Annotated in this window: 18 protein-coding genes and 1 pseudogene; 8 read left to right on the plus strand and 11 right to left on the minus strand. The window is 69.5% G+C overall.

Features of this window, described 5'->3' with window-relative positions:
- Positions 1-155: 155 nt before the first annotated feature.
- The 3 genes from ACZ2G1_RS10195 to ACZ2G1_RS10205 form a co-directional block, all read right to left on the minus strand.
- Positions 156-1052: a sugar phosphate isomerase/epimerase family protein gene (locus tag ACZ2G1_RS10195; protein WP_470376673.1), complete on the minus strand. Its 897-nt coding sequence runs from the start codon at positions 1050-1052 to the stop codon at positions 156-158.
- Positions 1049-2131, minus strand: a complete 1083-nt coding sequence (locus tag ACZ2G1_RS10200) for a Gfo/Idh/MocA family protein (RefSeq protein WP_109221884.1) — start codon at positions 2129-2131, stop codon at positions 1049-1051. Before ACZ2G1_RS10200 ends, ACZ2G1_RS10195 begins: the two co-directional genes overlap by 4 nt.
- Positions 2132-2315: 184 nt before the next feature.
- A complete protein-coding gene (locus ACZ2G1_RS10205) occupies positions 2316-3926 on the minus strand; it encodes an IclR family transcriptional regulator (protein ID WP_211309908.1) in 1611 nt (536 codons plus the stop codon).
- A gap of 305 nt (positions 3927-4231) precedes the next feature.
- On the opposite strand from ACZ2G1_RS10205, the gene ACZ2G1_RS10210 reads away from it, so the two are divergent.
- From ACZ2G1_RS10210 to ACZ2G1_RS10245, 8 genes and pseudogenes are all read left to right on the plus strand, one after another.
- Positions 4232-4369, plus strand: coding sequence for a hypothetical protein (locus tag ACZ2G1_RS10210; protein ID WP_161976678.1), 138 nt, complete (start codon positions 4232-4234; stop codon positions 4367-4369).
- Between the two features lie 45 nt (positions 4370-4414).
- Positions 4415-5539: a maleylacetate reductase gene (locus ACZ2G1_RS10215; protein WP_470376674.1), complete on the plus strand. Its 1125-nt coding sequence runs from the start codon at positions 4415-4417 to the stop codon at positions 5537-5539.
- A gap of 71 nt (positions 5540-5610) precedes the next feature.
- Positions 5611-6573, plus strand: a complete 963-nt coding sequence (locus tag ACZ2G1_RS10220; RefSeq protein WP_470376675.1) for an aldo/keto reductase — start codon at positions 5611-5613, stop codon at positions 6571-6573.
- A 34-nt stretch (positions 6574-6607) separates the two neighbouring features.
- A pseudogene (locus tag ACZ2G1_RS10225) lies at positions 6608-7539 on the plus strand (dioxygenase family protein).
- Between the two features lie 69 nt (positions 7540-7608).
- Positions 7609-9105, plus strand: a complete 1497-nt coding sequence (locus ACZ2G1_RS10230; protein WP_470376676.1) for a sugar porter family MFS transporter — start codon at positions 7609-7611, stop codon at positions 9103-9105.
- Positions 9106-9487: 382 nt separating this feature from the next.
- Complete coding sequence (locus ACZ2G1_RS10235; protein ID WP_470376677.1) at positions 9488-10621, plus strand: MFS transporter; 1134 nt, start codon at positions 9488-9490, stop codon at positions 10619-10621.
- 40 nt (positions 10622-10661) lie between these two features.
- Positions 10662-11467 (plus strand): IS5 family transposase gene (locus ACZ2G1_RS10240; protein WP_470376661.1). Its coding sequence is split into 2 segments (ribosomal slippage): positions 10662-11001 and positions 11001-11467, totalling 807 coding nucleotides; the frame shifts between segments, so codons are not numbered across the junction.
- Between the two features lie 533 nt (positions 11468-12000).
- The gene (locus tag ACZ2G1_RS10245; RefSeq protein WP_109244631.1) at positions 12001-13560 is read left to right on the plus strand and encodes an IclR family transcriptional regulator; all 1560 of its coding nucleotides are present in this window, start codon (positions 12001-12003) and stop codon (positions 13558-13560) included.
- 236 nt (positions 13561-13796) lie between these two features.
- Here the strand turns inward: ACZ2G1_RS10245 and ACZ2G1_RS10250 are convergent.
- From ACZ2G1_RS10250 to ACZ2G1_RS10285, 8 genes are all read right to left on the minus strand, one after another.
- A protein-coding gene (locus ACZ2G1_RS10250) for an IS5 family transposase (RefSeq protein ID WP_470376678.1) occupies positions 13797-14626 on the minus strand; the annotation gives its coding sequence in 2 pieces (ribosomal slippage) (positions 13797-14275 and positions 14275-14626; 831 coding nt in all).
- A 147-nt stretch (positions 14627-14773) separates the two neighbouring features.
- Positions 14774-15025 (minus strand): hypothetical protein, encoded by a 252-nt coding sequence (locus tag ACZ2G1_RS10255; protein ID WP_109221892.1) that lies wholly within the window; start codon positions 15023-15025, stop codon positions 14774-14776.
- A 181-nt stretch (positions 15026-15206) separates the two neighbouring features.
- Complete coding sequence (locus ACZ2G1_RS10260) at positions 15207-16034, minus strand: pyruvate, water dikinase regulatory protein (RefSeq protein ID WP_109244636.1); 828 nt, start codon at positions 16032-16034, stop codon at positions 15207-15209.
- A 94-nt stretch (positions 16035-16128) separates the two neighbouring features.
- The gene (gene ppsA, locus ACZ2G1_RS10265) at positions 16129-18522 is read right to left on the minus strand and encodes a phosphoenolpyruvate synthase (RefSeq protein WP_470376679.1); all 2394 of its coding nucleotides are present in this window, start codon (positions 18520-18522) and stop codon (positions 16129-16131) included.
- A gap of 172 nt (positions 18523-18694) precedes the next feature.
- Positions 18695-22147 (minus strand): pyruvate carboxylase, encoded by a 3453-nt coding sequence (locus tag ACZ2G1_RS10270; protein ID WP_470376680.1) that lies wholly within the window; start codon positions 22145-22147, stop codon positions 18695-18697.
- Between the two features lie 222 nt (positions 22148-22369).
- Positions 22370-23011, minus strand: coding sequence for a LutC/YkgG family protein (locus tag ACZ2G1_RS10275; RefSeq protein WP_109223274.1), 642 nt, complete (start codon positions 23009-23011; stop codon positions 22370-22372).
- Entirely contained in the window at positions 23008-24594 is a 1587-nt protein-coding gene (locus ACZ2G1_RS10280; protein ID WP_470376681.1) for a LutB/LldF family L-lactate oxidation iron-sulfur protein, read from the minus strand. The genes ACZ2G1_RS10275 and ACZ2G1_RS10280 overlap by 4 nt, the downstream gene beginning before the upstream one ends.
- Positions 24591-25442: a (Fe-S)-binding protein gene (locus tag ACZ2G1_RS10285; RefSeq protein WP_284563686.1), complete on the minus strand. Its 852-nt coding sequence runs from the start codon at positions 25440-25442 to the stop codon at positions 24591-24593. The genes ACZ2G1_RS10280 and ACZ2G1_RS10285 overlap by 4 nt, the downstream gene beginning before the upstream one ends.
- Between the last annotated feature and the right edge of the window lie 305 nt (positions 25443-25747).

Consider the following 25747-nt stretch of genomic DNA (forward strand, 5'->3'; position numbering starts at 1 on the left):
TGTGGGCCGCGGGGCAGGCCCGGGTGCTGGGCGCAGGCGGACCTGCGCCCAGCACCCGGCGGATTCGGCGACACGGACTGCCGCGGGTCTCGTCCTGCCCGCGCCGTCTCCCTGTCGGGGTGTGGTGAGCGGGGAGCTGCCCGGGTGGGGCCGGGTCAGATCTTCTGGAGGGCGTGGGAGAAGGAGCTCAAAGCGGTCTCGTGGGCGTAGCGCAGGCCCTCGAGGAGGGGCTTGCTGCGGTGCTGGGCCGAGATGATCTCCACACCCCACGGGCCCTGGTAGCCGGCCTCGAGGGTGCGCTGGATGAAGGTGGCGGTGTCGAAGTCGCCTTCCCCGCAGTAGGCGCGGTTGTTGATCGTGTCCTCGAAGACGGTGCCGACGATCTGCTCGAGCCCGTCGTCGATCTCCACGGCGTAGACCCGTTCGATCGGCACCACGTTGTACAGGTCGTCGTGGGAGAGCCCGCCCCGGTAGGTGTGCCAGATGTCGATCAGCAGGCCCGCGGCGGGGTTGTCGGCCTGGTTGATGACCTCCACCGCCTCGTGCGTGGTGCGCAGGTGAGAGAACGGGGTGGCTTCCAGGGCCAGGCGGATCCCGGCGTCGGCGGCCTCGTCGGCCAGATCGGAGAACGCGTCGGCCAACGTCGCGAACGGCAGAGGCCCGCTTTGGCCGGTCATGCCCGCCCCGACCTTGATGTGCCGGGCCCCCAGGGCGGTGGCGGCTTCGAACAGATCGGCGCGCAAAGCATCGGCTGCTGCCCGCTCGGCCCCGGTGGTCCACCACTCGTTGAGGAACTCGACCTCCACGATGCCGATGCCCGCCTCGCGGATCAGCCGGGAGAGCTCGGGGTAGCCGATGGTGTCGCGGGCCTGCACCAGGTCGGCGTGGACCAGGCCGATGCCGGCCCACCCGATCTGGGCGATGGCGGTGATGCGCTCGGCCAGGGGGATGGGGCTGGTCTCGTCCCCGCGCATGGGGGCGGCGTCGCCGGCACTCACCCAGCAGGTGGCAATCAGGTCAGGGTTCATGGTCTCTTCTTTCTTCGTGTTCATGCCGTGGCCACCTCGATGCAGGCTCCACGGTCCTTCTCGGAGCGGTAGCAGGCCTTGACGATGCGCGCCACGGCCAGGGCGTCGGCGACCGGGGCCACCACCGGGGCTCCGGTGCGGATGCTCTGGACCCATCCGCGCATCTCGGTGTGGAAGTTGCTGATGTTCTCCAGCTCGGGCAGCTCGGAGAACTTGTTCGCCTCGGTGCGGGCGAACGGCGGTGTGAAGTAGCTCTGCGTCCATTCGGTCCAGCCGGCCGGCCAGCCGGCCCGGTCCTTCTCCACGTAGACCCGCAGCTTCTGGGGCAGGATGCCGAGCTCGATCATCCCGGCGGTGCCGTAGACGGTGATCCGGGAGCTCTCGAACCACTCGAGCGGATCGTGGCCGTCGAAGCTGAAGGTCATGGACATGTCCGGGTAGTTCAGCAGCACCGCCGCGGAGTCCTCCCGGCTGGTCTCATCCGAGAGGCGGGCGGACTTGTGCACCCGGGCGTTGACGGACTCGGGGGCACCGAACATGTGCACGAGGGAGTCGAGCATGTGACAGCCCAGGATCCACAGGACCCCGCCCATGTCCGCCGGCTGGTTCAGGTGCGCGGTGCGGTGCTCGCCCACCAGGGCCGCACCACGGGCGGCGACGGTGACGACCTCCCCGATCACCCCGGCCTCGATCAGCTCTTTGGCCCGGGTGATCGACTGGGCCAGGCGCACGTTGTAGCCGACCTGGACGACCTGCCCGGGCCCGGCCTGGGCCTCGGCCTCGGCCAGGCGCTCCAGGTCCTCCACCGTGCCACCGCCGGGCTTCTCCACCACCACGGACTTGCCGGCCTCCAGGGCGCGCAGCGCGTGGGCGACCATGTCCTTGCTCTTGGAGTGGACCATGATCGCGTTGATGCGCTCGTCCTGGAGCACGGCCTCCACACTGCGGGCCTCCATGTCGTACTTGTCGGTGAAGTAGTTCAGCCGCGAGTCGTCGTCGGCGGCGGCCACCACCTCGACCCCATCGATCTCCCGGAGGGCACGGACCCGCGCGGAGGCGTGCGGGTGGGTGATGCCCAGTAGTCCTACGACAATCGGTTCCAACGCAGTGTCTCCTGTCCTTGTGAGCCTCAGGCTCGGGGGTGATGGGGGCGTCCGGCGTGCCGCGGGGAGCTTCAGGCCGGGTGCGCGTGGCGACCCGGAGTGATTCGGGTGCCGGATAACCACCAGCTGCTAGTGCCACCTGATGGACAACATGTCCACAGCATGCCATGGAGGGTGGTGGGGGTCAATCTATGACCTGGGACACTTCCAGTGCGGCCCATTCCTGGTCCAGGAGGTCCGGGCCGGCCTGCGGGGCGCCCAGGTAGCGCGAGAGCGTCTGGGCTCCCTGGCGCACGAGCTCGGTGACGGAGGGGTGGTCACCGGCCGGGGCCAGGACGCCCTCGCGCAGCCCGCTGACCGACAGGGAGGCGACGACGTCGCCGCGGTGGTCGAAGATGGGGGCGCCGATCGCGGCGATGCCCGGGGTGACGTTGTTGTCGCTGCGCACGTAGCCCTGGGCGCGGATCTCCTCGAGGTCGGCGTAGAACTCCGATCGGGAGCGCACATCGCGCCACGGCTCGCCGCTGTGGTTCATGATGGCGGCGTATTCCTCCCAGGCGGCGCGTCCTTCGAAGGCCAGCAGGGCCCGGGGGGCGGCACCCACGTGCAGGGGCAGGGACTCCCCCAGCTGCAGCACGCGGCTGTTGACCCGGATCCCGTCGAGGCGTTCGATGCACACGGCCCGGGTGCCGCGTCGGATGCACAAGAAGGTGGTCTCCCCGGTGGCCTCGTGGATCTGCTGGAGCACGGGGCGGCAGGCCCGGCGCAGATCCAGTTGCCGGGTCAGTTCCCCGGCCAGGGACAGCATCTTGGAGCCCACCCGGTAGGCGCCCCGGTGGCCGATCTGCTCGACCCACCCGGCCTCGGCCAGGGTGGCGAGCATGCGGTAGACCGAGGTCACCGGCTCCCCGAGCAGTTCGGTCAGGCGCCCCGAGGTGGCGATCCGCTCCCGGGCCAGGGCGTCCATCAGGGCGCTGGCCTTGGTGATCGCCGCCGGCTGCCGGGCACCGCTGTGGGCCGGCGATGGCGAGGCGGGCACATGGTCAGTCCGGGGGGTTTGCGTGCGTTCGGGGCGGTCCATGGCCGCTGTGATGGCCTCAGCGGCGGTGCGCAGCACACCGGTGGCCACCGATTCCTGGTTCAGCACGCTCTCGCGCAGTCCGGCCACCGCGATCACCCCCAGCACCGATCCGTCCTGGTGCCTCACAGGCACCCCGATCGTGGCCACGCCTTCGATGATCGTGCTGTCCTCCACGCTCCACCCGCGGGCCGCGGTCTGGTCCAGCTTCTCCCGCAGTTCCGCGGCCGTGAGCGCGGTGCCCGAGGCCAGCCGGTCGAAGGGCGCGTTCTCCAGCACGGCGGCCTGTGCCTCCGGGGCGGCGAAGGCCAGCAGGGCCAGGGACGGGGCCCCGGCGTGCAAGGGCAGCAGGCCCCCGGGGGTGAGGTGGAACAGGTCCACCTCGGAGCCGTGGACCTGATCCAGGCACAGTGCCCCGTTCTCGCGCAGCACGCAGAAGAAGGCGCCGACGCCGAGCTGGCCGCGGACCCACATCAGCTTCTCGTGCAAGGCCGCGCGGTCCACGAGGGCATCGACGGCGGCGTCTCCCAGTCGCAGGATCCCCACCCCGAGTTCGAGCTTGCCCTCGCCGTTGGAGCGGATCAGCTCGGCCTGCTCCAGCCCCGCGGTGATGCGGTAGATGGTCGACCGGGGCTCGGACACCGCCTTGGCCAGCTCCGCCGGGGTCGAGGGACTCCTCCGGGCCAGCTCGTCGACCACCTGGCTGGCCTTGTGCAAGAGCTGAATGGTGTTCACTGCTGACCTCGTTCTTCGCGCGTTCCGTGGCTAACACAGGCCGGCACCCCGCAGGTGAGCAGACCCGCCTGCGCTGGTGCAGGCGACCGTCATGTCGCCCGAGCCGCCACCGCCGCAGACCAGCGCGATCCCAACGTAACCTGGATCACCCCTAGCGCCTTGCCGTGCTACTGTGCGAACATGTTGTCCATTGTACGGTACTAAGCGGTCGTAGGAAATCACTTCCCCGGCAGCGCGGCCGGTGGCGGCACCGGGGTAGCTACCGCCACCGGCTGCTCCGCGAAACGGTGTTTCCTCCGCCAGCCATCACGAGGGGTGGTGGATCCGCCGGTGCCACGGCGATCCGCGAGGACCGCGAGGACCTCGTGCTGCTGCCGGCGACGGTCTGCGGCATCGACCCCGTGGGCCGCTCGAGCTCCTGCTGACCCGCCGGCCCATCCACCCGTTCCAGTCCATCGGAAGGTCCCCACATGAACGCCCAGACCAACGAGACCACCCTGACCGACACGCCCCTGGCCTCCCGCCAGTTCGTCTACGAGGCCCTGCCCATGCGGGTCCGCTTCGGCGCCGGGACCCTGTCGACCCTGCCCGAGGAGCTGGATGCGATCGGGCTGGCGCGTGTGCTGGTCCTGTGCTCTCCGGAGCAGGAGGACACCGGCCAGCGGGTGGCCCAGGCACTGGGCACCCGCTGTGTGGGGGTGCTGCCCGAAGCGGTGATGCATGTGCCCAGCGAGGTCGCCCAGCGCGCCAGTGAGGAAGCGGCCCGGGTGGGTGCCGATGGTTGTGTGGCCGTCGGTGGAGGCTCTGCAATCGGGTTGGGCAAGGCCATCGCGCTGCAGCACGGCCTGCCGATCGTGGCGGTGCCGACCACCTACGCCGGGTCTGAGATGACCCCTGTGTGGGGTTTGACCACCGATGGGCGCAAGGAGACCGGCCGGGACCCGCGGGTGCTGCCGCGCAGCGTGGTCTATGACCCCGAGCTCTCGGCGACGCTGCCGGTGTCGATGTCGGTGACCAGTGGCATCAACGCCATCGCCCATGCCGTGGAGGCCCTCTACGCCCCCGACGCCACCCCGATCATCTCGTTGATGGCCGAGGAGGGAGTCCGGGCCCTGGCCACAGCGCTGCCGGCGATCGCCGCCGACGGCACCGACCCCGCGGCCCGCAGCGAGGCCCTCTACGGGTCGTGGCTGTGCGGGGCCTGCCTGGGGGCGACCACCATGTCCCTGCACCACAAGCTGTGCCACGCCCTGGGCGGGACTCTGAACCTGCCCCACGCCCAGACCCACACCGTGGTCCTGCCCCACGCCCTGGCCTTCAACCAGCCCGCGGCCCCCGAGGCGACCGCGGCGCTGTCGCGGGCGCTGGGCGGGGCCCCAGATCCGGCCGCGCGGCTGTGGCAGATCGCCGAGGAGCTCGACGCGCCGCGGTCCCTGGCCGAGCTGGGCATGCAGGAGGAGGACATCGAGCGCATCGCCGAGGAGGTCACGAGCCGTTCCTACGGCAACCCCCGGCCGGTCACGTATGAGGACGCCCGGGCCCTGCTGCGCGCCGCCTGGGCCGGGGAAGCCCCCAGCGCCCATCCCGGCGCCTGACCTTCGCCCCCGACACCTACCCACCCACCACGACCTGCACCGCGCACCGTTACGACACCAGGAGGACACCCTTGGCCGCCACGCAGACCATCGCCCCCGGACTCGACGTCTCCCCGCTGGCGTTGGGCACCAACGTCTTCGGGTGGACCGCCGACGCCGCCACCTCGCACCGGATCCTCGACCGCTACGTCGAGTCCGGGGGCAACGTCCTGGACACCGCCGACTCCTACTCGTTCTGGGCCGACGGCAACAGCGGCGGAGAATCCGAGACCATCATCGGTCAATGGCTCACCGGCCGCAGCGACCGCGACGAGCTGGTGATCGCCACGAAGGTCAGCCACCACCCGCAACTGGCCGGCCTGGCCCCGGAGACCATCCGCACCGCCGTCGACGGGTCCCTGTCCCGGCTGGGGGTCGAGGCCATCGACATCTACTACGCCCACTACGACGACCCCGACACCCCGCTGGTCGAGAGCATCGAGGCCATGTCCCAACTCGTGGACCAGGGCAAGGTCCGTTCCATCGGGCTGTCCAACTTCACGGCCGAGCGCATCGCGGAATGGCTGCGGATCACCGACCGGGAAGGCTTCCACACCCCCATCGTCCTGCAGCCCCAGTACAGCCTGGTCGAGCGCGGCATCGAGACCGACGTCCTCCCACTGGCCCGCACCCATGGCCTAGCCGTGATGCCGTACTACTCCCTGGCCCACGGCTTCCTCACCGGCAAGTACACCGGGGAGGGTCCGGTCGACACCCCTCGCGCCTCCGAGGCCTCCCAGTACCTCACCGTCCAGGGCCGGGCCGTGCTCCACGCCCTCAAGCAGGTCGCAGCGGAACACGACGTTGAGCCCGCCGCCATTGCCCTGGCCTGGTTGGCCGCCCAGGACGGGGTCGTCGCACCCATCGCCAGCGCCCGCAACACCGAGCAGCTAAAACCGCTGCTCCAGTCCATGGAGACCCCCTTGAGCCGGCCCGAACTGGACCTGCTCGAAGAGGCTTCCAGGCCCTCCCCCGTCTCCACACCCGTTCGTTAGACCGCCGACTCCACGACTGAAAGGCAGGCCCGCCATGGCCCAGCAGACCCCAGTCCCCACCACCGAGAGCTCTCCCGGGCACCCGCAGGTCTCCACCGCCCAGCAGGCGGTGGAAGAGCAACTGATCCGCACCGTGCTGCGCTCCTTCGAGGACTGCCAGGACCCGCGACTGAAGCAGCTGATGCAGGCCCTGGTGAAGCACCTGCACGCCTTCATCCGCGACGTGCGCCTCACCGAGGCCGAATGGAACCAGGCGATCGAGTTCCTCACCGCCGTCGGGCACATCACCGATGACCGGCGCCAGGAGTTCATCCTGCTCTCCGACGTCCTCGGCGCCTCGATGCAGACCATCAACGTCAACAACGAGGCCTACGGCGACGCCACCGAAGCCACCGTCTTCGGCCCCTTCTTCGTCGACGACGCCCCGGAGATCCCCCTCGGCGGGGACATCGCCGGGGAGGCCCCCGGTCAGCCCTGCTGGGTGGAGGGCACCGTGACCGACACCGACGGCAACCCGGTGCCCCGGGCGCGGATCGAGGTCTGGGAGGCCGACGAAGAGGGGTTCTACGACGTCCAGTACGACGACAACCGGGTCTCCGGCCGAGCCCACCTCTTCAGCGACGACCAGGGGCGGTACAACTTCTGGGGCCTCACCCCACCCCCTACCCCATCCCGCACGACGGGCCGGTGGGGAAGATGCTCGAGGCCACCGGCCGATCCCCGATGCGCGCCTCACACCTGCACTTCATGGTCACCGCCGAAGGCCTGCGGACCCTGGTCACCCACATCTTCGTGCGCGGGGACGAGCTGTTGAAGTACGACACCGTGTTCGGCGTCAAGGAATCCCTCATCAAGGACTTCACCGAACAACCCGCCGGCACCCCGACCCCCGACGGCCGCGACCTCACCGATCGGAGCTGGTCCAAGGCCCGGTTCGACATCGTCCTGGCCCCGGCCCAGTCCTAGCCCCATCACCGGATCGGCGCTCCACACGATCCATCCCTGCTTCATCAGGTCACCAACAAAGGAATTCCCATGTCACACAACACCGCAGACGGCACCCGGGTCGCCCTCCCGCCGTTGACCCAGGGGCCGCACCGGAAACGGCTCGGACTGATCTCGGTCGTCGCTTGCCTGGGCGGGCTGCTGTTCGGCTACGACACCGGCGTGACGAACGGCGCCGAGGGGCCGATGGCCCAGGACCTGGGACTGAACCTGCTCCAGCTGGGCGTGGTGATCAGCTCCCTCATCTTCGCCGCCGCCGTCGGCGCCCTGGTCTGGGGTCGGGTCTCGGACGCCTGGGGCCGGCGCCGGACGATCATCCTGCTGGCCGTGCTGTTCTTCCTCGGCACCGCCCTGGTGGTCCTCACCCCCACACCTGCTGAGGAGGGAACGTTCTCCCTGACCGGGTACACGGTCCTGGTCTGCGGCCGGATCCTGATCGGCCTCGCCGTCGGCGGAGCCTCCACGGTGGTGCCGGTGTACCTGGCCGAGCTCGCCCCCTACGAGATCCGCGGGTCGATCACCGGCCGCAACGAACTGGCGATCGTGTTCGGACAGCTCTCCGCCTTCGTGATGAACGCGGTCATCGCCGTCACCCTCGGCGACGTCGTGGAGGGCATCTGGCGGATCATGTTCGCCGTCTCCGCGCTGCCGGCGATCGGACTGTTCATCGGGATGCTGCGCATGCCCGAGTCCCCGCGCTGGCTCACCGAGAAGGGCCGGTACGACGAGGCTCTGGCGGTGCTGGAGACGGTCCGCCCGGCCGATCGCGCGAAGGCCGAGCTGCAGGAGATCGAGCGCATCGCCGCCATCGAGGTCCAGTCGCACCAGATCGGGCTGAAAGCGGTCCTGACGAACAAGTGGTTGCTGCGGATCATCCTGGTCGGTATCGGGGTGTCCATGACCCAGCAGCTGACCGGCATCAACTCCGTCATGTACTACGGCACTCGTATTCTGGAGGAGTCCGGGATGACAGCGCAGCAGGCCGTGCTGGCCAACATCGCCTTCGGTGTCGTGGCGGTGATCGGTGGCATCATCGCCCTGTACAACATGGACCGGCTCGACCGGCGCAAGACCTTCATCATCGGTTTGAGCCTCACCACGACCTGCCACCTGCTGATCGGGATCGCCGGCAATCTGCTTCCCGAGGGCCACCCGGCCCGCCCGATCGTGATCCTCGTCCTCGTGGTCGCCTTCGTGCTCTCGATGCAGACGTTCCTCAACGTCGCCGTCTGGGTGTGGCTGGCGGAGATCTTCCCGCTGCACATGCGGGGACTGGGCATCGGCATCTCGGTGTTCTTCGGCTGGACCATGAACGGTTTCCTGGCCCTGTTCTTCCCCTCCCTCGTTGCCGCGGTCGGGATCTCGGGCACGTTCTTCCTCTTCGCCGGCATCGGCGTCCTCGCCCTGATCTTTGTGGCCACCCAGGTCCCCGAGACCCGGGCCCGCTCCCTGGAAGATCTCGAGGAGGACGTCTCTACCGGAGCGATCTACCAGGTCGCCAAGCCCGCCGACGCCCATCAGTCCTGAGCCCCACGGCTCTGCTCCACGTCCCGGGCCGGCCGACCTCTCCAGGTTGGCCGGCCCGGGACCACTGGGCTGCTGTGGTGATCTCAAACAGTGCAGTTGCTGGGTTCCCCGGCTCGCATGAGACCTCGCCGGGCGTTGTCGTCCATCCAGCGATGAGCCCTTCACACTGTGCTGGGAATGAAGGAGGGACAGCCGCTGGCTGTCCCTCCTCTTCCATGGGCGCCCCTCGCCCCCGCGGATCCACTGGTCTCAGCAGGGCCCGCTCCGCCCGACCTCCGAGGAGCCGTCATGACCACCGCGCCCGAGTCCCCTCCGGGCATCACCGGACGCCGCGCCGGCGGCCGACCCGTCCAACGTCTGCTGCCCGGTCAGAAGGACTGAGATGAGCACGCTCCCCATCCCGCCGCGCGCCCTGCCGTGGGTCGTCGTCGGCATCGTGCTCGTCGCGCTGAGCCTGCGCGGGCCGATCATCGCCCCGACCCCCGTCATCACGCAGATCCAGTCCGAGCTCGGGCTCTCGGCGGCGACCGCGGGCCTGCTCACGGGTCTGCCGGTGCTGCTCTTCGCACTGGTCACCCCGCTGGCCTCGAAGCTGATCGGACGCTTCGGGCCCGAGGCGGCCGTCTTGGCGTGCCTGAGCGGCGTGCTGGCCGGGACCGTGATCCGCTCGGCGGGCCCCACCGCGGTGGTCCTGGCCGGCACCGTGGTCATCGGTACTGCGATCGCCGTGGGCAACATCGTGGTCCCGGTGATCATCCGCCGCGACGTCTCCTGGCGCCGGATCCCCACGGTGACCGCCGCCTACACCGCCGCCCTCAACGTCGGGTCGATGATCACCGCCCTGGGCACTGCGCCGCTGGCCGCGGCGGTCGGGTGGCGCTGGGCCCTGGTCGCCTGGGGCGCCCTGACCGTGGTGGCCCTCGTCTTCTGGCTGGTCGTGGCGCGCCGCCGGACCGGCACACCGCCCGCGGCCTCCACCCCGGCCGAACCCAGCACGGCCACCGGGACGCGGAGGCAGGCCCGGGGCACGGGCCAGGTCCGGCGCATCGGCTGGTGGCTGACGCTGGCGTTCTGCGGGCAGGCCTTCTCCTACTACTCCGTCACCGCGTGGCTGCCCACCCTGCTGGCCGACACCCGGGGGCTGAGTCTGGCCGCCTCCGGGGCCAGCGCTTCCCTGTTCCAGGTCGCCGCCATCGCCGGCGCCCTGGGGGTGCCCCTGCTGGCCGACCGGGCCCCGGCGTGGACGCCGGTGGTCCTCGTCGGAGGGCTGTGGATCGCCCTGCCCGTCGGGCTGCTGCTCGCCCCCGAGGGCTACCTCGTGTGGTCCGTCATTGGCGGCGTCGCCCAGGGCGGGGGCTTCACCACGATTTTTTCGATCGTCGCACGCATCGTGCGGACCGACGCCGAGGCCGCGGCGACCTCCGCCCGCATCCAGGGCGCCGGCTACCTCGCCGCCACGGTCGGCCCACCCCTGGTCGGGGCGCTAAGAGGTCATTTCATAATGAGTTCGACGTAGCCCTTGAGTGCTGACGGGGTCCTCGGTGACCCTGGTGGGCATGATGGGGGATCTCGTACCGGACTCGCTGTGGGAGCGAGTCGAGCCGTTGCTGCCACCACGCCCACCCCGGCGCCACCAGCACCCAGGGCGCAAGCCCGCCGATGACCGGACAGCTCTGGCCGGGATCGTGTTCGTGCTCAAGACCGGGCTCGGCTGGAACCAGCTGCCCCGGGACCTGCTCGGCGTCTCCGGAGTGACCTGCTGGCGGCGCATGAGGGACTGGACCGAGGCCGGAGTGTGGCCGGCGGTACACGAAGTGCTGTTGGCTGAGCTGCGCGCGGCCGGGGCACTGGACCTAGACCGGTGCGCTGTGGACGGCTCGCACGTGCGGGCCCTCAAAGGGGGGACCACATCGGGCCCAGCCCCGTCGATCGCGGCCGGCCCGGTTCCAAGCACCACCTGATCGTTGAGGCGAACGGCATCCCGCTACAGGTCACCCTCACCGGCGGCAACCGCAACGACGTCACCCAGCTGTTGCCCCTGGTCGACTCGATTCCGCCGATCCGCGGGTTGCGTGGTCGGCCCCGCCGCAAGCCCCGGGAACTGTTCGCGGACCGTGGCTATGACCACGACAAGTACCGGCGGCTGCTGCGCGCCCGCGGGATCACTCCGCGCATCGCCCGTCGAGGCGTCGCCCATGGTTCCGGGCTGGGCCGGCATCGCTGGGTGGTGGAGCGCGGCTTCGCCTGGCTGCACTCCTACAAGCGACTCCGGACTCGGTGGGAACGCCGGGCCGACCTCCATCTCGGACTGCTGCAACTGGCCTGCGCGCTGATCTGCCACAGACGCCTCACCGCATTATGAAACAAGTTCTAAACGCCGGCACCGGAGGATGGACCGTGCCGCTCTTGGTCGTCCTCGGCGCCACCCTGGTGTTCCTGGCCGGCGGCCTCCTGGCCGTCGCCGAGACCCGCCCCACCCATAAGAGTCCATCAGTGGAAGCATCCCAATGACCCCACCAGGGTCTTTAACTGGGCTGTATGCACGCAGAAGGGGCGCCCTGATCGACTCTTAAACTGGTCTTGCGACAGCCCCTTCGCCGGGCGGGGGCGGCACCGGGCTGGACGGTCCGGAAAACGAAGGCAGCGTGCATCTGCCCGCCGCCGCACCGACCTGCGTGACTTCGACAGGCTCGCGTCCGGCGGAGCGGTGTCACCTCGGACAGCAAGTCGCATACGCTGGACAGGGAGTCCACAGGAATGGGAGGACTGAGCCGCTGTCAGGGTCCACAGCCCGGCGCTTTTGTTCTGAGTTAAGTACTCAAGAACGGCATCCTTGCTGACTCTCGTCCATTCGCAGTGCATGCGGGCGAGGAGTTCGATCCGAGGAGTGCAAGCATGAAGCATACGGGCAAGCTGATCCAGCTGGTGCTCAAGGCGACGCAGGCGGTGGACGAAGTATCCGCCCTCGGCCCCTCGATTCCCGCGGATCTGGCGAAGGCCCTGGAGGAACCGCGGCCGTCGGTCTACCGCATCATCAGCGCGCTGGAGGGGTCAGGGATCCTCCGCCGCTCCCCAGGCGGGCTCGTGGAGCTGGGCACCGGCATTTTGAGGCTGGCGGAGGCGGCAACCGAAGCCCTCGTCGACCACGCGGCGCTTGAGCGGGTACTTGAGGGCGTCCAGTCGGATCTCGGCCTCACGTCCGCCTTCTGGATTCCCCGCAAGGACACCGCAGTCTGCTTGGAGCAGGTCGATTCCACCGAGGTTGATCTCCACGAACTCTCGTCCGGGCGCATTCTGCCCCTCCACGCAGGTGCCGCCTCCCATGTGCTGCTGGCTTGGCAGCCCGAGGTTCTGGACGAGCTTCTTGCACAGGAACACTATGCGCAGCTGGCGGCGAGGACACCCGTGGATGCAGACACGCTCCGCCGCCTGGTCGAGGGCACTAAACGGGATGGCTGGAGGATGGAGTCGAACGAGGTTGTCGACGGCATCGCGGCGTTGGGATTTCCCGTCTTCAACCCGGACGGCAGCATATTCGGCGCCTTGACGGCGGCGGGCTTGGTCGACCAGGTAGACAACCTGCAGGAGGAAGCCATGAGGGTCCTCAAGGCCGCCGCTCAGACGTTGACTGATCTCATGGCGGACTTCAAGCCGTCACTCGCAGCCCGTGAATTCAAAGCTCCTGATTCGAACGGATCGGTGCTGGCCAAGGCCGCCTCTCTCATGGACGCCCTGGCTGTCGAACGCGTGGCGACTTCCGCAAGACTCGCGGAGCTCATCGGCGAACCCCTTAGCTCCATCTACCGCATGCTGGCGAGCCTCATTGAAGCCGGCTGGATCGAGCAGCTTGGCCACCGCGGTTCCTATCGAATCGGCAGCAAGATGATCTCCCTCGCGGGGAGTCTCTTGAACCAGTTGGACTTGCGGCGGGCCTCGCTTCCCATACTCCAAGAGATTCACGACGCCACAGGCGAAACGGTGTTCCTGTGCATCAGGAGCGGCCCCCGTGCCGTGTGCATCGAGCGGATCGAGGGCAAGCGTGTGAACAGCCGCCGTTTGACCCTAGGCAACTCCTTGCCCCTGCACATCGGCGCAGCGCCCCGCGCCCTATTGGCTTTCGACTCCCCCAAGGCGTGGGAGGACTACGCGGTGGTCTTGGGCCATAGCCCGGACTTCAGTCTCGGGGCGCGATCCCGGGCTGAGTTCTTCGGGAAGCTCAAAGACATCCGCGATGCCGGCTTCGCGTTGAGCGACGACGAACTGACCCGGGGCATGGCCGCCGTCGGAGTTCCTGTTTTCGACCACCGCGGCCATGTGATGGCGTCCCTGTCTGTGAGCGGACTGCGTGAAGGCATCCTGCACGAACCAGATGACTCGCCCAGCATCGTCGACCTGGCCCGCGATGGGGCGCGGCGATTGTCTGCCTACTTCGGCGCCCCGAGCTCTTCCGTGTAGCGGTTTGCGCCGCCTGCCTCCGGACATGCGGAGCCAGCACGGAGGCAGGCGGCGGCGACGATTTAACGGATGGATTCCCCCGCGCCACTAACGCAGAAGGGACTGCCGCACGAATGGGACACCCTGACCTGACCTACGGTTTGATTTCCGGTGGCGGTCGCTAGTTAGCCAAAGGCCTTCATGGAACCCCCCGTGGGTTGGTCCGCCGCTAACCGGGCCATATGTAAGAAGTGGTTTCAATAGTCTTTGCGGGGCAGTCGCCGGGCGCAGATGACGGTGATGGCCAGGGTCGCTACGGCGGTGACCGTGGCCGCGCTGCGGTCGTATCGGATGGCCAGGCGGCGGAAGGCCAGCAACCAGGCGATGGTGCGTTCCACGACCCAGCGGTAGCGGCCCAGGCGTTCGCTGGAGTCCACCCCGATCCGGGCGATGCGGGCGGTAATTCCGCGTCGGCGCAGGTAGCGGCGCACCCTCTTGTTGTCGTAGGCCTTGTCCGCGTGCAACTTGACCGGTCGGCGCCGTGGCCGGCCACGGACTGGGCCTTTGACCGGGCTCAGTCCGTCCAGGATCGGCTCCACGAGCATGGAGTCGTGCCGGTTGGCCCCGGTGATCGCCACTGCCAAAGGCAGCCCGTCGGCGGTGACCAGCAGGTGGTACTTGGTGCCGAGTTTGCCGCGGTCAGTGGGGTTGGGCCCGGTCAGCTCGCCCCCTTTTTCGCCCGGACACTGACCGAGTCCAAAGACGCTCTCGACCAGTCCAGCGCCCCGTCCTGCCCAAGCTGGTCGAGGACGGCGTGGTGGAGCTTCTCCCATACTCCGGCCTCCTGCCAGGCGCGCAGTCGGCGCCAGCAGGTGATCCCGGAGCCGAAGCCCAGCTCCACGGGCAGTTTCTTCCAGGCGATGCCGTGCTCGGCCACGAACAGGATGCCGTTGAGGGCCGCTCGGTCATCCACGCGCGGTCGCCCGGTGCGCCCGTTCTTCGCCCGCGGGGGCGGTGGGATCAAGGGTTCCAGCAACTCCCACAACTGGTCGCTGACCAGCCGCCTGGAGGTCTTCTGACTCGTCATAGCAGCCATGATCACCAGCCGGGTGGACACCGCTCAATGCCTCACCCATAACTATTGAAACCATTTCTAAAGCCGTAGTTGAGAAGTTCTCAAAGGAACTTGCCATTGTGGCTCTAAATGTTGGGACGCGAACGGCCGCAGCAGCAGCTACGACCGTGCGTCCAGGAGGTGCTGTTGCTGGTGGTGTCGGCGGGCCTCGATCTGTGCCCTGGTCCGATCGACGTGCTGGCGCGACTGGGACTCGAAGTCCACGACGACACGAGCGATCAATGCCACCGCCCCGATCATGAGCAGAGCGATCGCCGCCGGCTCGAGCGCACCACTGGTGCCGATCGACAGGCTCAGCTGGATCATGGCCGCCGCAGTGGCCACACCACCTGCGCCTGTGGCGACGCTCATTAACGTTCCTGCCATGGGAGCCTCCTGGAGCCGAGCACTAGACGTTTGTCTATGCAAAACAGACTAGTAACCTTACTCACCAGTAATCAATACAGGAGCCGAGGGACATGTCCACATCGTGAGACACCATAAAGGCCGCACCTACACATGGGGGCGTCTACGGCTTGGTGCCTCGGTGTTTTCAGCCGATGCCGGTTTCTTGGAGATCCATTCTCTGGAGGATGGTGGCGGAAATTTCTTCTACGGACATGAAGGCTGAGTTGAGGTGGGGGATGTCGTTGAGGGCGTACATCTGTTGGGCGTTGCGCAGTTCCCAGGTGCATTGGGGCAGGGAGGCGTAGACGGTGCCTGGGCGTCTTTCCTGGCGGACCTGGCTCAGTCGCAGGGGTTTGGAGGTGAGTCCGAAGCACTTGGTCGCGTAGGCGGCGATGGGTGCTGGCAGGGACCGGTGGGCGAAGTCTTCGTCGACTAGGGGGAAGTTCGCGGTGCGGATGCCGTGCTGCAGGGCGAGGTACATGCTGGTGGGGGTCTTGCCGCAGCGTGAGGGGGCGATGAGGATCAGATCGGCCCGTTCCAGGGCGCGGATGGATTGCCCGTCGTCGTGTTCCATGGCGTACTCGACGGCTGTCATCCGCGACTGGTAGCGGATGGCGTCGCCGAGCCCGTGGGCCCTGCCGGGTTGGGGGTTCGCGGTGGTGTGCAGGGCGGTTTCGAGCTGGTGGATGTGGGAGCCGAAGAGGTCCACGAAGTATCCGGCGCCAGCCTCGAGGATGCCGCGCAGGTGCGGGTCCACGACGGTGGAGAACACTACGGTGGTGCGGCCGGTTCCTGCGGCGGTGGTGATCCGGGCCGCGACCTGGTGGGCGTGCTCGGCGGTGGTGAGGAAGGGCACGGTGTGGCGTTCGAAGCGCTGGGCCGGGAACTGGGTGATGAGGGTGTTGCCGAGGGTCTCGGCGGTGATGCCGGTGCTGTCGGAGACGAAGAACGCCACCGGGCAGGAATCGGTCACGGGTGCCTCCGTTGTCTTCTCGTGGGGATGTCCGGTGGTCCGGGTGGGGGTTGGTGCCCTGGTCCTGGCGCCGGCGGCGCCAGGACCAGGGTGTTCACAGGGCCGGCTCTGCTGTGGTGGCGGCCAGGGCCAGCCAGGTGTCCACGACGGCGTCGGGGTTCAGGGACACGGAGTCGATGCCCTGGCCCAGCAGCCAGGCGGCCAGCTCGGGGTGGTCGCTGGGGCCTTGGCCGCAGATCCCGACGTACTTGCCGCGCTCCTTGCAGGCGGTGATGGCCATTTCCAGCAGCTTCTTCACCGCCGGGTCGCGTTCGTCGAAGGAGGAGGCGACCAGGGCGGAGTCGCGGTCCAGGCCCAGGGTGAGCTGGGTGAGGTCGTTGGAGCCGATGGAGAACCCGTCGAAGTGCTCCAGGAACGCCCCGGCCAGCAGGGCGTTGGCGGGCAGCTCGCACATCATCACGATCTCCAGCCCGTCCACCCCGCGGTGCAGGCCGTTGGCGGCCAGCAGCTCGATCACACCTTGGGCTTCGTCGAGGGTGCGCACGAAGGGGACCATGAGCTTGATGTTGGTCAGTCCCATGGTGGTACGGGCGTGGACGACCGCTTCGCACTCGAGCTCAAAGGCGGCCCGGAAGCTCTCCGAGAGGTACCGGCAGGCGCCCCGGAATCCGAGCATCGGGTTCTCCTCGTCGGGCTCGAACTGCGGGCCGCCGAGCAGGTTGGCGTACTCGTTGGACTTGAAGTCCGAGAGCCGGATGATCACCGGCTCCGGGGCGAAGGCGGCGGCGATCGTGGCGATGCCCTCGGCCAGGCGCTGGATGTAGAACTGGCGGGGTCCGGGGTAGGCGGCGATCCGCTCCCGGATCTGCCCGGCGACCTCGGCGGGCAGATCCGGGGACCCGTTTTCCACGGCCAGCAGGGCCAGGGGGTGGATGCCGATCTGGCGGTTGATGATGAACTCCAACCGGGCCAGGCCCACCCCGTGGTGGGGCAGTTGAGCGAAGGAGAACGCCTGCTCGGGGGTGCCCACGTTCATCATCACTTTCAGCGGTGCTTCGGGCATCGCGCCCAGGGTGGTCTCCTCCACGGTGTAGTCCAGCAGGCCCGCATAGACCAGGCCCGCCTCGCCTTCGGCGCAGGAGACCGTCACCGGGTCCCCCTCGGCCAGCGCTGTCGTGGCGTCCCCGGCGCCCACGACGGCGGGGATGCCCAGTTCCCGGGCGATGATCGCCGCGTGGCAGGTGCGCCCGCCGCGGTCGGTGACGATCGCGGCGGCTTTCTTCATGATCGGCTCCCAGTCCGGGTCCGTCATCGAGGCCACCAGGACATCCCCGGCCTGGAAGGAGGCCATCTGCTCGACCGACTCCAGCACCCGTACCCGTCCGGCGCCGATCCGTTGGCCGATGGCCCGCCCCTCGACCAGGACCGTGCCGGTCTCGTGGAGCCGGTAGCGGGCCACGGCCCCGGCCCCGCGGCGGGAGACCACGGTCTCGGGGCGGGCCTGCAGGATATAAAGGTTCCCGTCGGTGCCGTCCAGGCCCCACTCGATGTCCATCGGACGGCCGTAGTGCTCCTCGATCGCCACCGCGTAGCGGGCCAGCTGCTCCACCTGCGCATCGGTGAGACTGAACCGCCCCCGCTGCTCATCCGGCACGGGCACGAATCCCACGGTCTCCCCGAGCTCCTGGGAGTCGGTGTAGGTCATCTGCAGGGCCTTGTCTCCGAGCCCGCGCTTGAGCACCGCGGGCCGCCCCGCGGCCAGGGCCGGTTTGTAGACGTAGAACTCGTCCGGGTTCACCGCCCCCTGCACCACCGCCTCCCCCAGCCCGTAGGAGGAGGTGATGAACACCGCGTCGGTGAACCCGGACTCGGTGTCCATGGTGAACATCACCCCCGAGGCGCCGACGTCGGAGCGCACCATCCGTTGTACCCCGGCCGAGAGCGCGACCTCGGCGTGGGTGAAGCCGTGGTGGACCCGGTAGGCGATCGCCCGGTCGTTGTAGAGGGAGGCGAAGACGTCCTTGACCGCCGCCAGCACGTTCCCCACCCCGCGGATGTTGAGGTACGTCTCCTGCTGTCCGGCGAAGGAGGCGTCGGGCAGGTCTTCGGCGGTCGCGCTGGAGCGCACTGCCCAGGACACCCCTGCCGGGTGGGTTCCGGCCAGCTTCTCGTAGGCATCCCGGATCCCGGCCTCCAGCCTGGCCGGCAGCGGTGCGTTGCGGATCAGCGATCGGATGTGCGCACCGGCGGCGGCCAGGGCGGTCACGTCGGCGGTGTCCAGGCCCTCCAGGGTCTGGGCGATCCGGTCGTCCAGGCCGTCGGCGGCCAGGAACTGGCGGAACGCGGTGGCTGTGGTGGCGAAGCCACCGGGGACCTGCACCCCGGCGCTGCTGAGGTTGCGGATCAGCTCACCCAAAGAGGCGTTCTTGCCGCCGACCTCCTCGAGGTCGGAGAGGTCGATGTCGGTGAAAGGAAGGACAGAGGTCAAGGAGAACTCCTTCGGTGGGCGCCGCCCAGGCGGGGTGCCAGTGGATTGAAGATCGGTTCTGCCCGCCGGGCCGGCCGCAGGAACATCAGCGGTCAGGGCCGACCAGCTCCTGCCGGGACAGGGGGCCCAGAGCAGGGGGCAGGGGACGGGGTGGTTCGGGGTTGTGAAGGGTTCAGTTGGTGGGGCGCAGGACCAGCAGCAGGTCCCCACCGGTGACCTGGGTGACCCCGGTCAGTGCGACCCGGGCGACCGTGCCGCCGGTGGGGGCGGTGATGGAGGCCTCCATCTTCATGGCCTCGATGGTGGCCACCTGGCCGCCCGCCTCCACGGTGTCGCCCTCGGCCACCGTCACGGTCACCGCCCCGGCGAACGGGGCGGCCACGTGGCCGCGGTCCGTGGGGTCGGCCTTCTCGGTCTCGGGCACCGAGGAGGTGATCGAGGTGTCGCGGACCTCGATCATCCGGGGCTGGCCGTTGAGGGTGAGCATCACGGTGCGCATGCCCTTGTCGTCCGGCTCCGAGATGGCCTGCAGGGTCACCAGCAGCCGCACCCCCTTGCCCAGGGAGATCACGTGCTCCCGGTCGGAGGTCAGCCCGTAGAGGAAGTCCCGGGTGTGCAGCAGCGCCAGCTCGCCGTACTTCGCCCGGCTGGCCTCGTAGTCCCGCGTCGGGCCGGCGAACAGCAGCCGGTTCAGCGTGGCACGGCGGGTGGCCGAGTCCCCGGCCAGGGCCTGGGAGTCCTCCGGGGCCAGCTCCGTGATCCCGACACGCACGTTGCGGCCCTCCAGGGCCTTGGAGCGGAACGGTTCGGGCCACCCGCCGGGAGGCGTGCCGAGCTCCCCGGCGAGGAAGCTGATCACCGAGTCGGGGATGTCGAACTTCTGCGGGTTCGCCTCGAACTCGGCCGGGTCCACGCCCATGCCCACCAGCTGCAGGGCGAGGTCGCCCACGACCTTGGACGAGGGAGTGACCTTGACCAGTCTGCCGAGCATGGCGTTGGCGGCGGTGTACATGTCCTCGATCGCCTCGAACCGCTCCCCCAGTCCCAGCGCGATGGCCTGCTGGCGCAGATTCGACAGCTGCCCGCCGGGGATCTCGTGCCGGTACACGCGCCCGGTCGGGGCGGTGAGCCCGGACTCGAACGGGGCGTACATCCGGCGGATGACCTCCCAGTAGGGCTCCAGGGCGGTCGCGGCCTCCAGGGGGATGCCGGTGTCCCGGTCCGTGTGGGCCAGGGCGGCGATCAGCGCCGAGGCGGGCACCTGGGAGGTCGTGCCGGCCATCGAGGCCTCGGCCACGTCCACCGCGTCCACGCCCGCGTCGATCGCGGCCATCAGCGTGGCGAGCTGCCCGCCGGCGGTGTCGTGGGTGTGCAGGTGCACGGGCAGGTCGAAGCGCTCCCGCAGGGCGGTCACCAGCTTCGCCGCCGCCGCGGGGCGCAGGAGCCCGGCCATGTCCTTGATCGCCAGCACGTGGGCCCCGGCGTCGACGCACTGCTGGGCGAGCTCCAGGTAGTAGTCCAGGGTGTAGAGGTCCTCGGCCGGGTCCAGCAGGTCCCCGGTGTAGCACAGGGCGACCTCGGCGACCGCAGTGCCCGTCCTGCGCACGGCCTCGATGGCCGGGGCCATCTGCTCCACGTCGTTGAGGGCGTCGAAGATCCGGAAGATGTCCACCCCGGTGGCCGCGGCCTCGGCCACGAACGCGTCCGTCACCTCGGTCGGGTACGGGGTGTAGCCCACGGTGTTGCGCCCGCGCAGCAGCATCTGGATCGGGATGTTCGGCATCGCCTCCCGCAGCAACCGCAGCCGCTCCCACGGGTCCTCGCCGAGGAAGCGCAGCGCGACGTCGTAGGTCGCCCCGCCCCAGGCCTCCACGGACAGCAGCTGCGGCAGCGTGTGGGCGTAGGCCGGGGCCGCGGCCAGCAGGTCCCGGGTGCGCACCCGGGTGGCCAGCAGCGACTGGTGGGCGTCCCGGAACGTCGTCGAGGTCACCGCCACCGCCTGCTGCTCCCGCAGGGCCCGGGCGAACCCCTCGGGGCCGAGCTCGACGAGCCGCTGCCGCCACCCCGGCGGCGGGGTGTGCTCGGAGGGTCCGTCGAAGGGCGAGCGGAACGGCTCGTCCTGCTTGTCGCCCGGGTAGCGGGGCAGCTTGGTGCGCGGGTCGATGCCCTCCACCCGCTCCCCGTTGGGCTGGTTCACCGTGACCTCGGCCAGCCAGGTCAGCGCCTTGGTGGCCCGGTCCCCGGAGGTGCGGGCCTCGAGCAGCTCGGGGCGGCGCTCGATGAAGTCGGTGGCCACGTTGCCGGCGAGGAACTCCGGGTCGGCCAGCACGGCCTGCAGGAACTGGATGTTGGTGGACACCCCGCGGATCCGGAACTCGGCCAGGGCACGCTGGGACCGGTGCACGGCGGTGGCGTAGTCCCGGCCCCGGCAGGTGAGCTTCACCAGCATCGAGTCGAAGTGCGGGGAGATCTCCGCCCCGGCGTAGACCGTGCCGCCGTCCAGGCGCACCCCCGCGCCGCCGGCGGAGCGGTAGGCGGAGATCTTCCCGACGTCGGGGCGGAACCCGTTGGCCGGGTCCTCGGTGGTGATCCGGCACTGCAGAGCGGCCCCGCGCACGGCCAGCTCGTCCTGGGCGATGCCCAGGTCCGCCAGGGTCTCCCCGGAGGCGATGCGCAGCTGCGACTGGACGAGGTCGACGTCGGTGATCTCCTCGGTCACCGTGTGCTCCACCTGGATGCGCGGGTTCATCTCGATGAACACGTGCTGACCCGCCCGCTCCCCGGCCGTGTCCACCAGGAACTCCACGGTGCCGGCGTTGACGTAGCCGAGCTCCTTCGCGAACTTCACCGCGTCCCGGTGCAGGGCCTGGCGGATCCCCTCGTCGAGGTTCGGCGCCGGGGCGATCTCCACGACCTTCTGGTGCCGGCGCTGCAGGGAGCAGTCGCGCTCGAACAGGTGCACCATCCCGCCCTCGTTGTCGGCGAGGATCTGCACCTCGATGTGGCGGGGCCGGAGCACGGCCTGCTCCAGGAACACGGTGGGGTCGCCGAAGGCGGTGTCGGCCTCGCGCATCGCGGCGGCCAGCGCCTCGGGCAGCGCCTCGGGGGTCTCCACCCGGCGCATGCCGCGGCCCCCGCCACCGGCCACGGCCTTCACGAAGATGGGGAACCCGATGCCCTCCGCCTGCGCCAGCAGCTCCTCGGGGTCCGCCGAGGGCTCCGTGGAGGCCAGGGTCGGGATCCCCGCCCGCTTCGCCGCCTTCAGCGCCGCGACCTTGTTGCCGGCCAGCTCCAGGATCTCGGCCCGCGGGCCGACGAAGGTGATGCCCTCGCGCGCGGCGGCACGGGCCAGGTCCGGGTTCTCCGAGAGGAACCCGTAGCCGGGGTAGATCGCGTCCGCCCCGGACTCCTTGGCCACCCGGACGATCTCCTCGACGTCGAGATAGGCCCGCACGGGGTGGCCCTCCTCCCCGATCCGGTACGCCTCGTCGGCCTTCTGCCGGTGGATCGAGTTGCGGTCCTCGTACGGGAACACCGCCACCGTCTTGGCGCCCAGCTCGTAGGCGGCACGGAAAGCACGGATCGCGATCTCGCCGCGATTGGCCACCAGGATCTTGGAGAACATTGACACCCGTTCCGCACCTGGACGCTCCACTGGAGGCCTGGGTGCTGTGTTGTGAATTTCTGACAAGGTCAACTGCGAAGGAGAAACGGCCGGGCACGGCAGGGGCCGCCGTGCCCGGGCAGGGCAGACCCGGGCCCTCGGGGCCGCGATGGGGCCGGGGTGCCGAGCGGATCCGCGACGGTGCGTCTGCGCGTGCTGCGGTTCACGCGCCATCCGGGCCTGTCAGCCGAGTAGGATCACGTCGAGCGTCCGGGGCCCGTGCACGCCCTCCACCCGCTCCAGCTCGATGTCCGAGGTCGCGGACGGCCCGGAGATCATGGTGACCGGGGCCGTGGGCTCCACCAGGGCGAGGGCCTCGGGGATCAGCTCGACCACCGAGTCCAGCGGCACCACGCAGATGTGGTGGTCGGGGACCAGGCTGATCGCCCTCCGGCCCTCCTCGGGACGGCCGGTGAGGAAGATGGTGCCGGTCTCGGCGCAGGAGACGGTCGAGGACGTCACCACCGCGTCCACGGCGTTGAGTTCACGCACCCCCAGGGCCGAGGGGTCGCGGGCGTCATTGGGATCCACCAGCATCCGGCGGGTGGCGGTGTCCTGCGGCAACCAGGCGGTGTCCAGACCGGCCGGGACCACATACCGGGCGGAGACCCCCAGCAGCTGCTCGATCCGCCCCGGCAGGGAGGCGGGGGTCTCGTGGTGCACCGCGGCCTTGTAGTCGACCAGCCGGTCCACGAGCATCTCGACGACCTCCTCAGCCGCACGCTCCGAGACGCGGCGATAGGTGCGCTGCGCCGGTGCAGGGGTAGGCGCGTCATGCAGCGCCCCGCGGATCCGGTTGAGGATCTCGGTCTTTGCCTCGCTCATCGTGCTCCCCCGTCGTCTTCGGTGTCGGTCTCGGCCCCATCCGGTGCGGTACTGCCCGCATCCGGGCCGGCGGCCGGGCCGCCGTCGGCGGCCACCCGTTCCTGGGTCTCCTCGGCGTGCTTGGCCCACCAATGGCGGAAAGACTCCTTCGGCGGGGCGGGGATGTCGCGCTCATCGGTCCAGCCCCCGGCGATCCCGGGCAACCAGGAAATCGCCCGATCCTTGCCCGCCACCGCCCTCCCCAACGGCAGACCCTTCTCGGCCAACCCCATCCGGGTGCCCGAGGACATCACCACCGAAGCACCCTTCATCATCAAATCCATCTGGGAGGGCACCCGGGGGGTGGGCTTGCTGCGCACGTCCTCGTCGCGCAGGTGCACGAGGATCTCGGGGATGTTGATCTTCACCGGGCACACGTCGTAGCAGGCCCCGCACAGTGAGGAGGCGTAGGGCAGGGAGGCGTTCTGCTCGGAGGTGATGCCGGTCAGCTGCGGGGAGAGGATCGCCCCGATGGGCCCCGGGTAGGTGGAGCCGTAGGCGTGACCGCCGGCCTGCTCGTAGACCGGGCAGACGTTCAGGCACGCCGAGCAGCGGATGCAGTGCAGCGCCGAGCGCCCGGCGGGGTCGTCGAGCACGGCGGTGCGGCCGTTGTCCAGGAGCACCACGTGCACGTTCTGGGGGCCGTCCCCCGGTGTCACGCCGGTCCACATCGAGGTGTAGGGGTTCATCCGCTCCCCGGTGGAGGAGCGCGGGAGCAGCTGCAGGAACACCTCGAGGTCCTGGAAGGTGGGCACGATCTTCTCGATGCCCATCACGGTGATCAGGGTCTCGGGCAGGGTCAGGCACATGCGGCCGTTGCCCTCGGACTCCACCACGGTCAGCGTCCCGGTCTCGGCCACGCCGAAGTTCGCCCCGGAGACCGCCACGGAGGTGGAGAGGAACTTCTCCCGCAGGTGGGTGCGGGCGGCCTCGGCGAGGTCCCGGGGCTCGGACGTGAGCGTCTCGTCGGTCTCGGCCATCTCGGCCAGGAAGATGTCGCGGATCTCGTGCCGGTTCTTGTGGATCGCCGGGACCAGGATGTGGGACGGCTTGTCGTGGCCCAATTGGACGATCAGCTCGGCCAGGTCCGTCTCCGTGGCGGTGATCCCGTGCTCCTCGAGGTGGGCCTCGAGGCCGATCTCCTGGGTGGCCATGGACTTGATCTTGATGACGTCGGTGGACCCGGTGGCCTGCACGAGCTCGGTGACGATCCGGTTGGCCTCCTCGGCGTCGCGTGCCCAGTGCACGGTGCCGCCGCGGGCCGTGAGGTTGCGCTCGAACTCTTCGAGCAGGTGCGGCAGGTTCGCCATGACCTGCTCCTTGATCGCGGAGCCGGCGGAGCGCAGCTCCTCCCAGTCGGGCAGCTCGCCCGTCACCGCGGCGCGCTTGCCGCGGATGGTGTGGGTGGCGTGGCGGATGTTGGCGCGCATCTGCGTGTTGCCCATCTCGGCCTTCGCCGCGGCGGGGAACGCGGTCTGCGCGTGCAGGTTCCCCTGGCCGTGGACGGGGCGGACGGCGGGCATGCCCAGGGCCGTGCGGCTCATCGAGCTCCTCCGGTCGTGCGGGGGGCCGAGGACGACGCCGTGCGGCGCGCCCCGGGCCCCGGGATGGACAGCTCGACCGGCCCGGAGACCTCGAGCGGGTTCTCGCGGGTGGACGCGAGGATCTCGGCGAAGTGGACGGTGCCCGCACCCGTTCCCCGGCGGGCCATGGCCCCGCCCAGGTGCATCAGGCAGGAGGCGTCTCCCCCGGTGCACAGCTCGGCGCCGGTGGAGACGATGTTGTCGATCTTCTCCTCGGCCATCGCGGCGGAGACGTCCGGGTTCTTGAACGAGAAGGTCCCGCCGAAGCCGCAGCACTCCTCGGCGTCGGGCAGCTCGACGAAGTCGATGTCCCCGACCGAGGCGACCAGGTCCTTCTGCCGGTCCCCCAGGCGCAGCAGCCGCATCCCGTGGCAGGACGGGTGGTAGGTCACCCGGTGGGGGAACCAGGAGCCGAGCTGCGCGGCCGCGTCGTGGACGCCGAGCACGTCGGTCAGCAGCTGCGAGAGCTCGTAGGTGGTGGCGGCCACGGCTGCGGCCTCCTGGGCGAGGGTCTCGTCGCCGCCGGCGCGGGCGATCATCGGCTGCTGGTGGCCCAGGGAGGCGACGCAGGAGCCCGACGGCGCCACGGCCACGTCGTAGTCCGCGGCGGAGAAGGCCTTCACGTGGTTGCGGACCACGGGCAGGGCGTCGTCGAAGTAGCCGCTGTTGACGTGCATCTGGGAGCAGCAGCCCTGACCGGGCGGGAACACCACCTCGTGGCCGAGCCGCTCGAGCACCCGCACGGTGGCCAGCGCGACCCGCGGATACATCGCGTCCACGATGCACGTGGCGAACAGGGCGATTCTCATGGGACCTCCGGGAACAGGAGAACGAGGACGGGCGAAGAAGGAAAAAGGGTCGATGCGAGGACACCGCACCGCCTGTGGTCTGACCATAGTAGGACTATGAGCCGCACCACACAATCAGGGCGGCAGGCGGCGAAAACATTGCGCCGCAGGGGTTGGAGGTGTGACCTGGCTCATGTACTCTTCGTGGTCAGACCATTGTGGTCCGACCATACGGTGGTCGCGTGTGAGGTCCTTCCCGAACTCGTATGCGGGAAGCACCGAACGACCACCCGACCGACACCAGGTCTGTACTGCTCTCCGCAACT

This window comes from Kocuria sp. KKT182 (genome assembly GCF_055635395.1).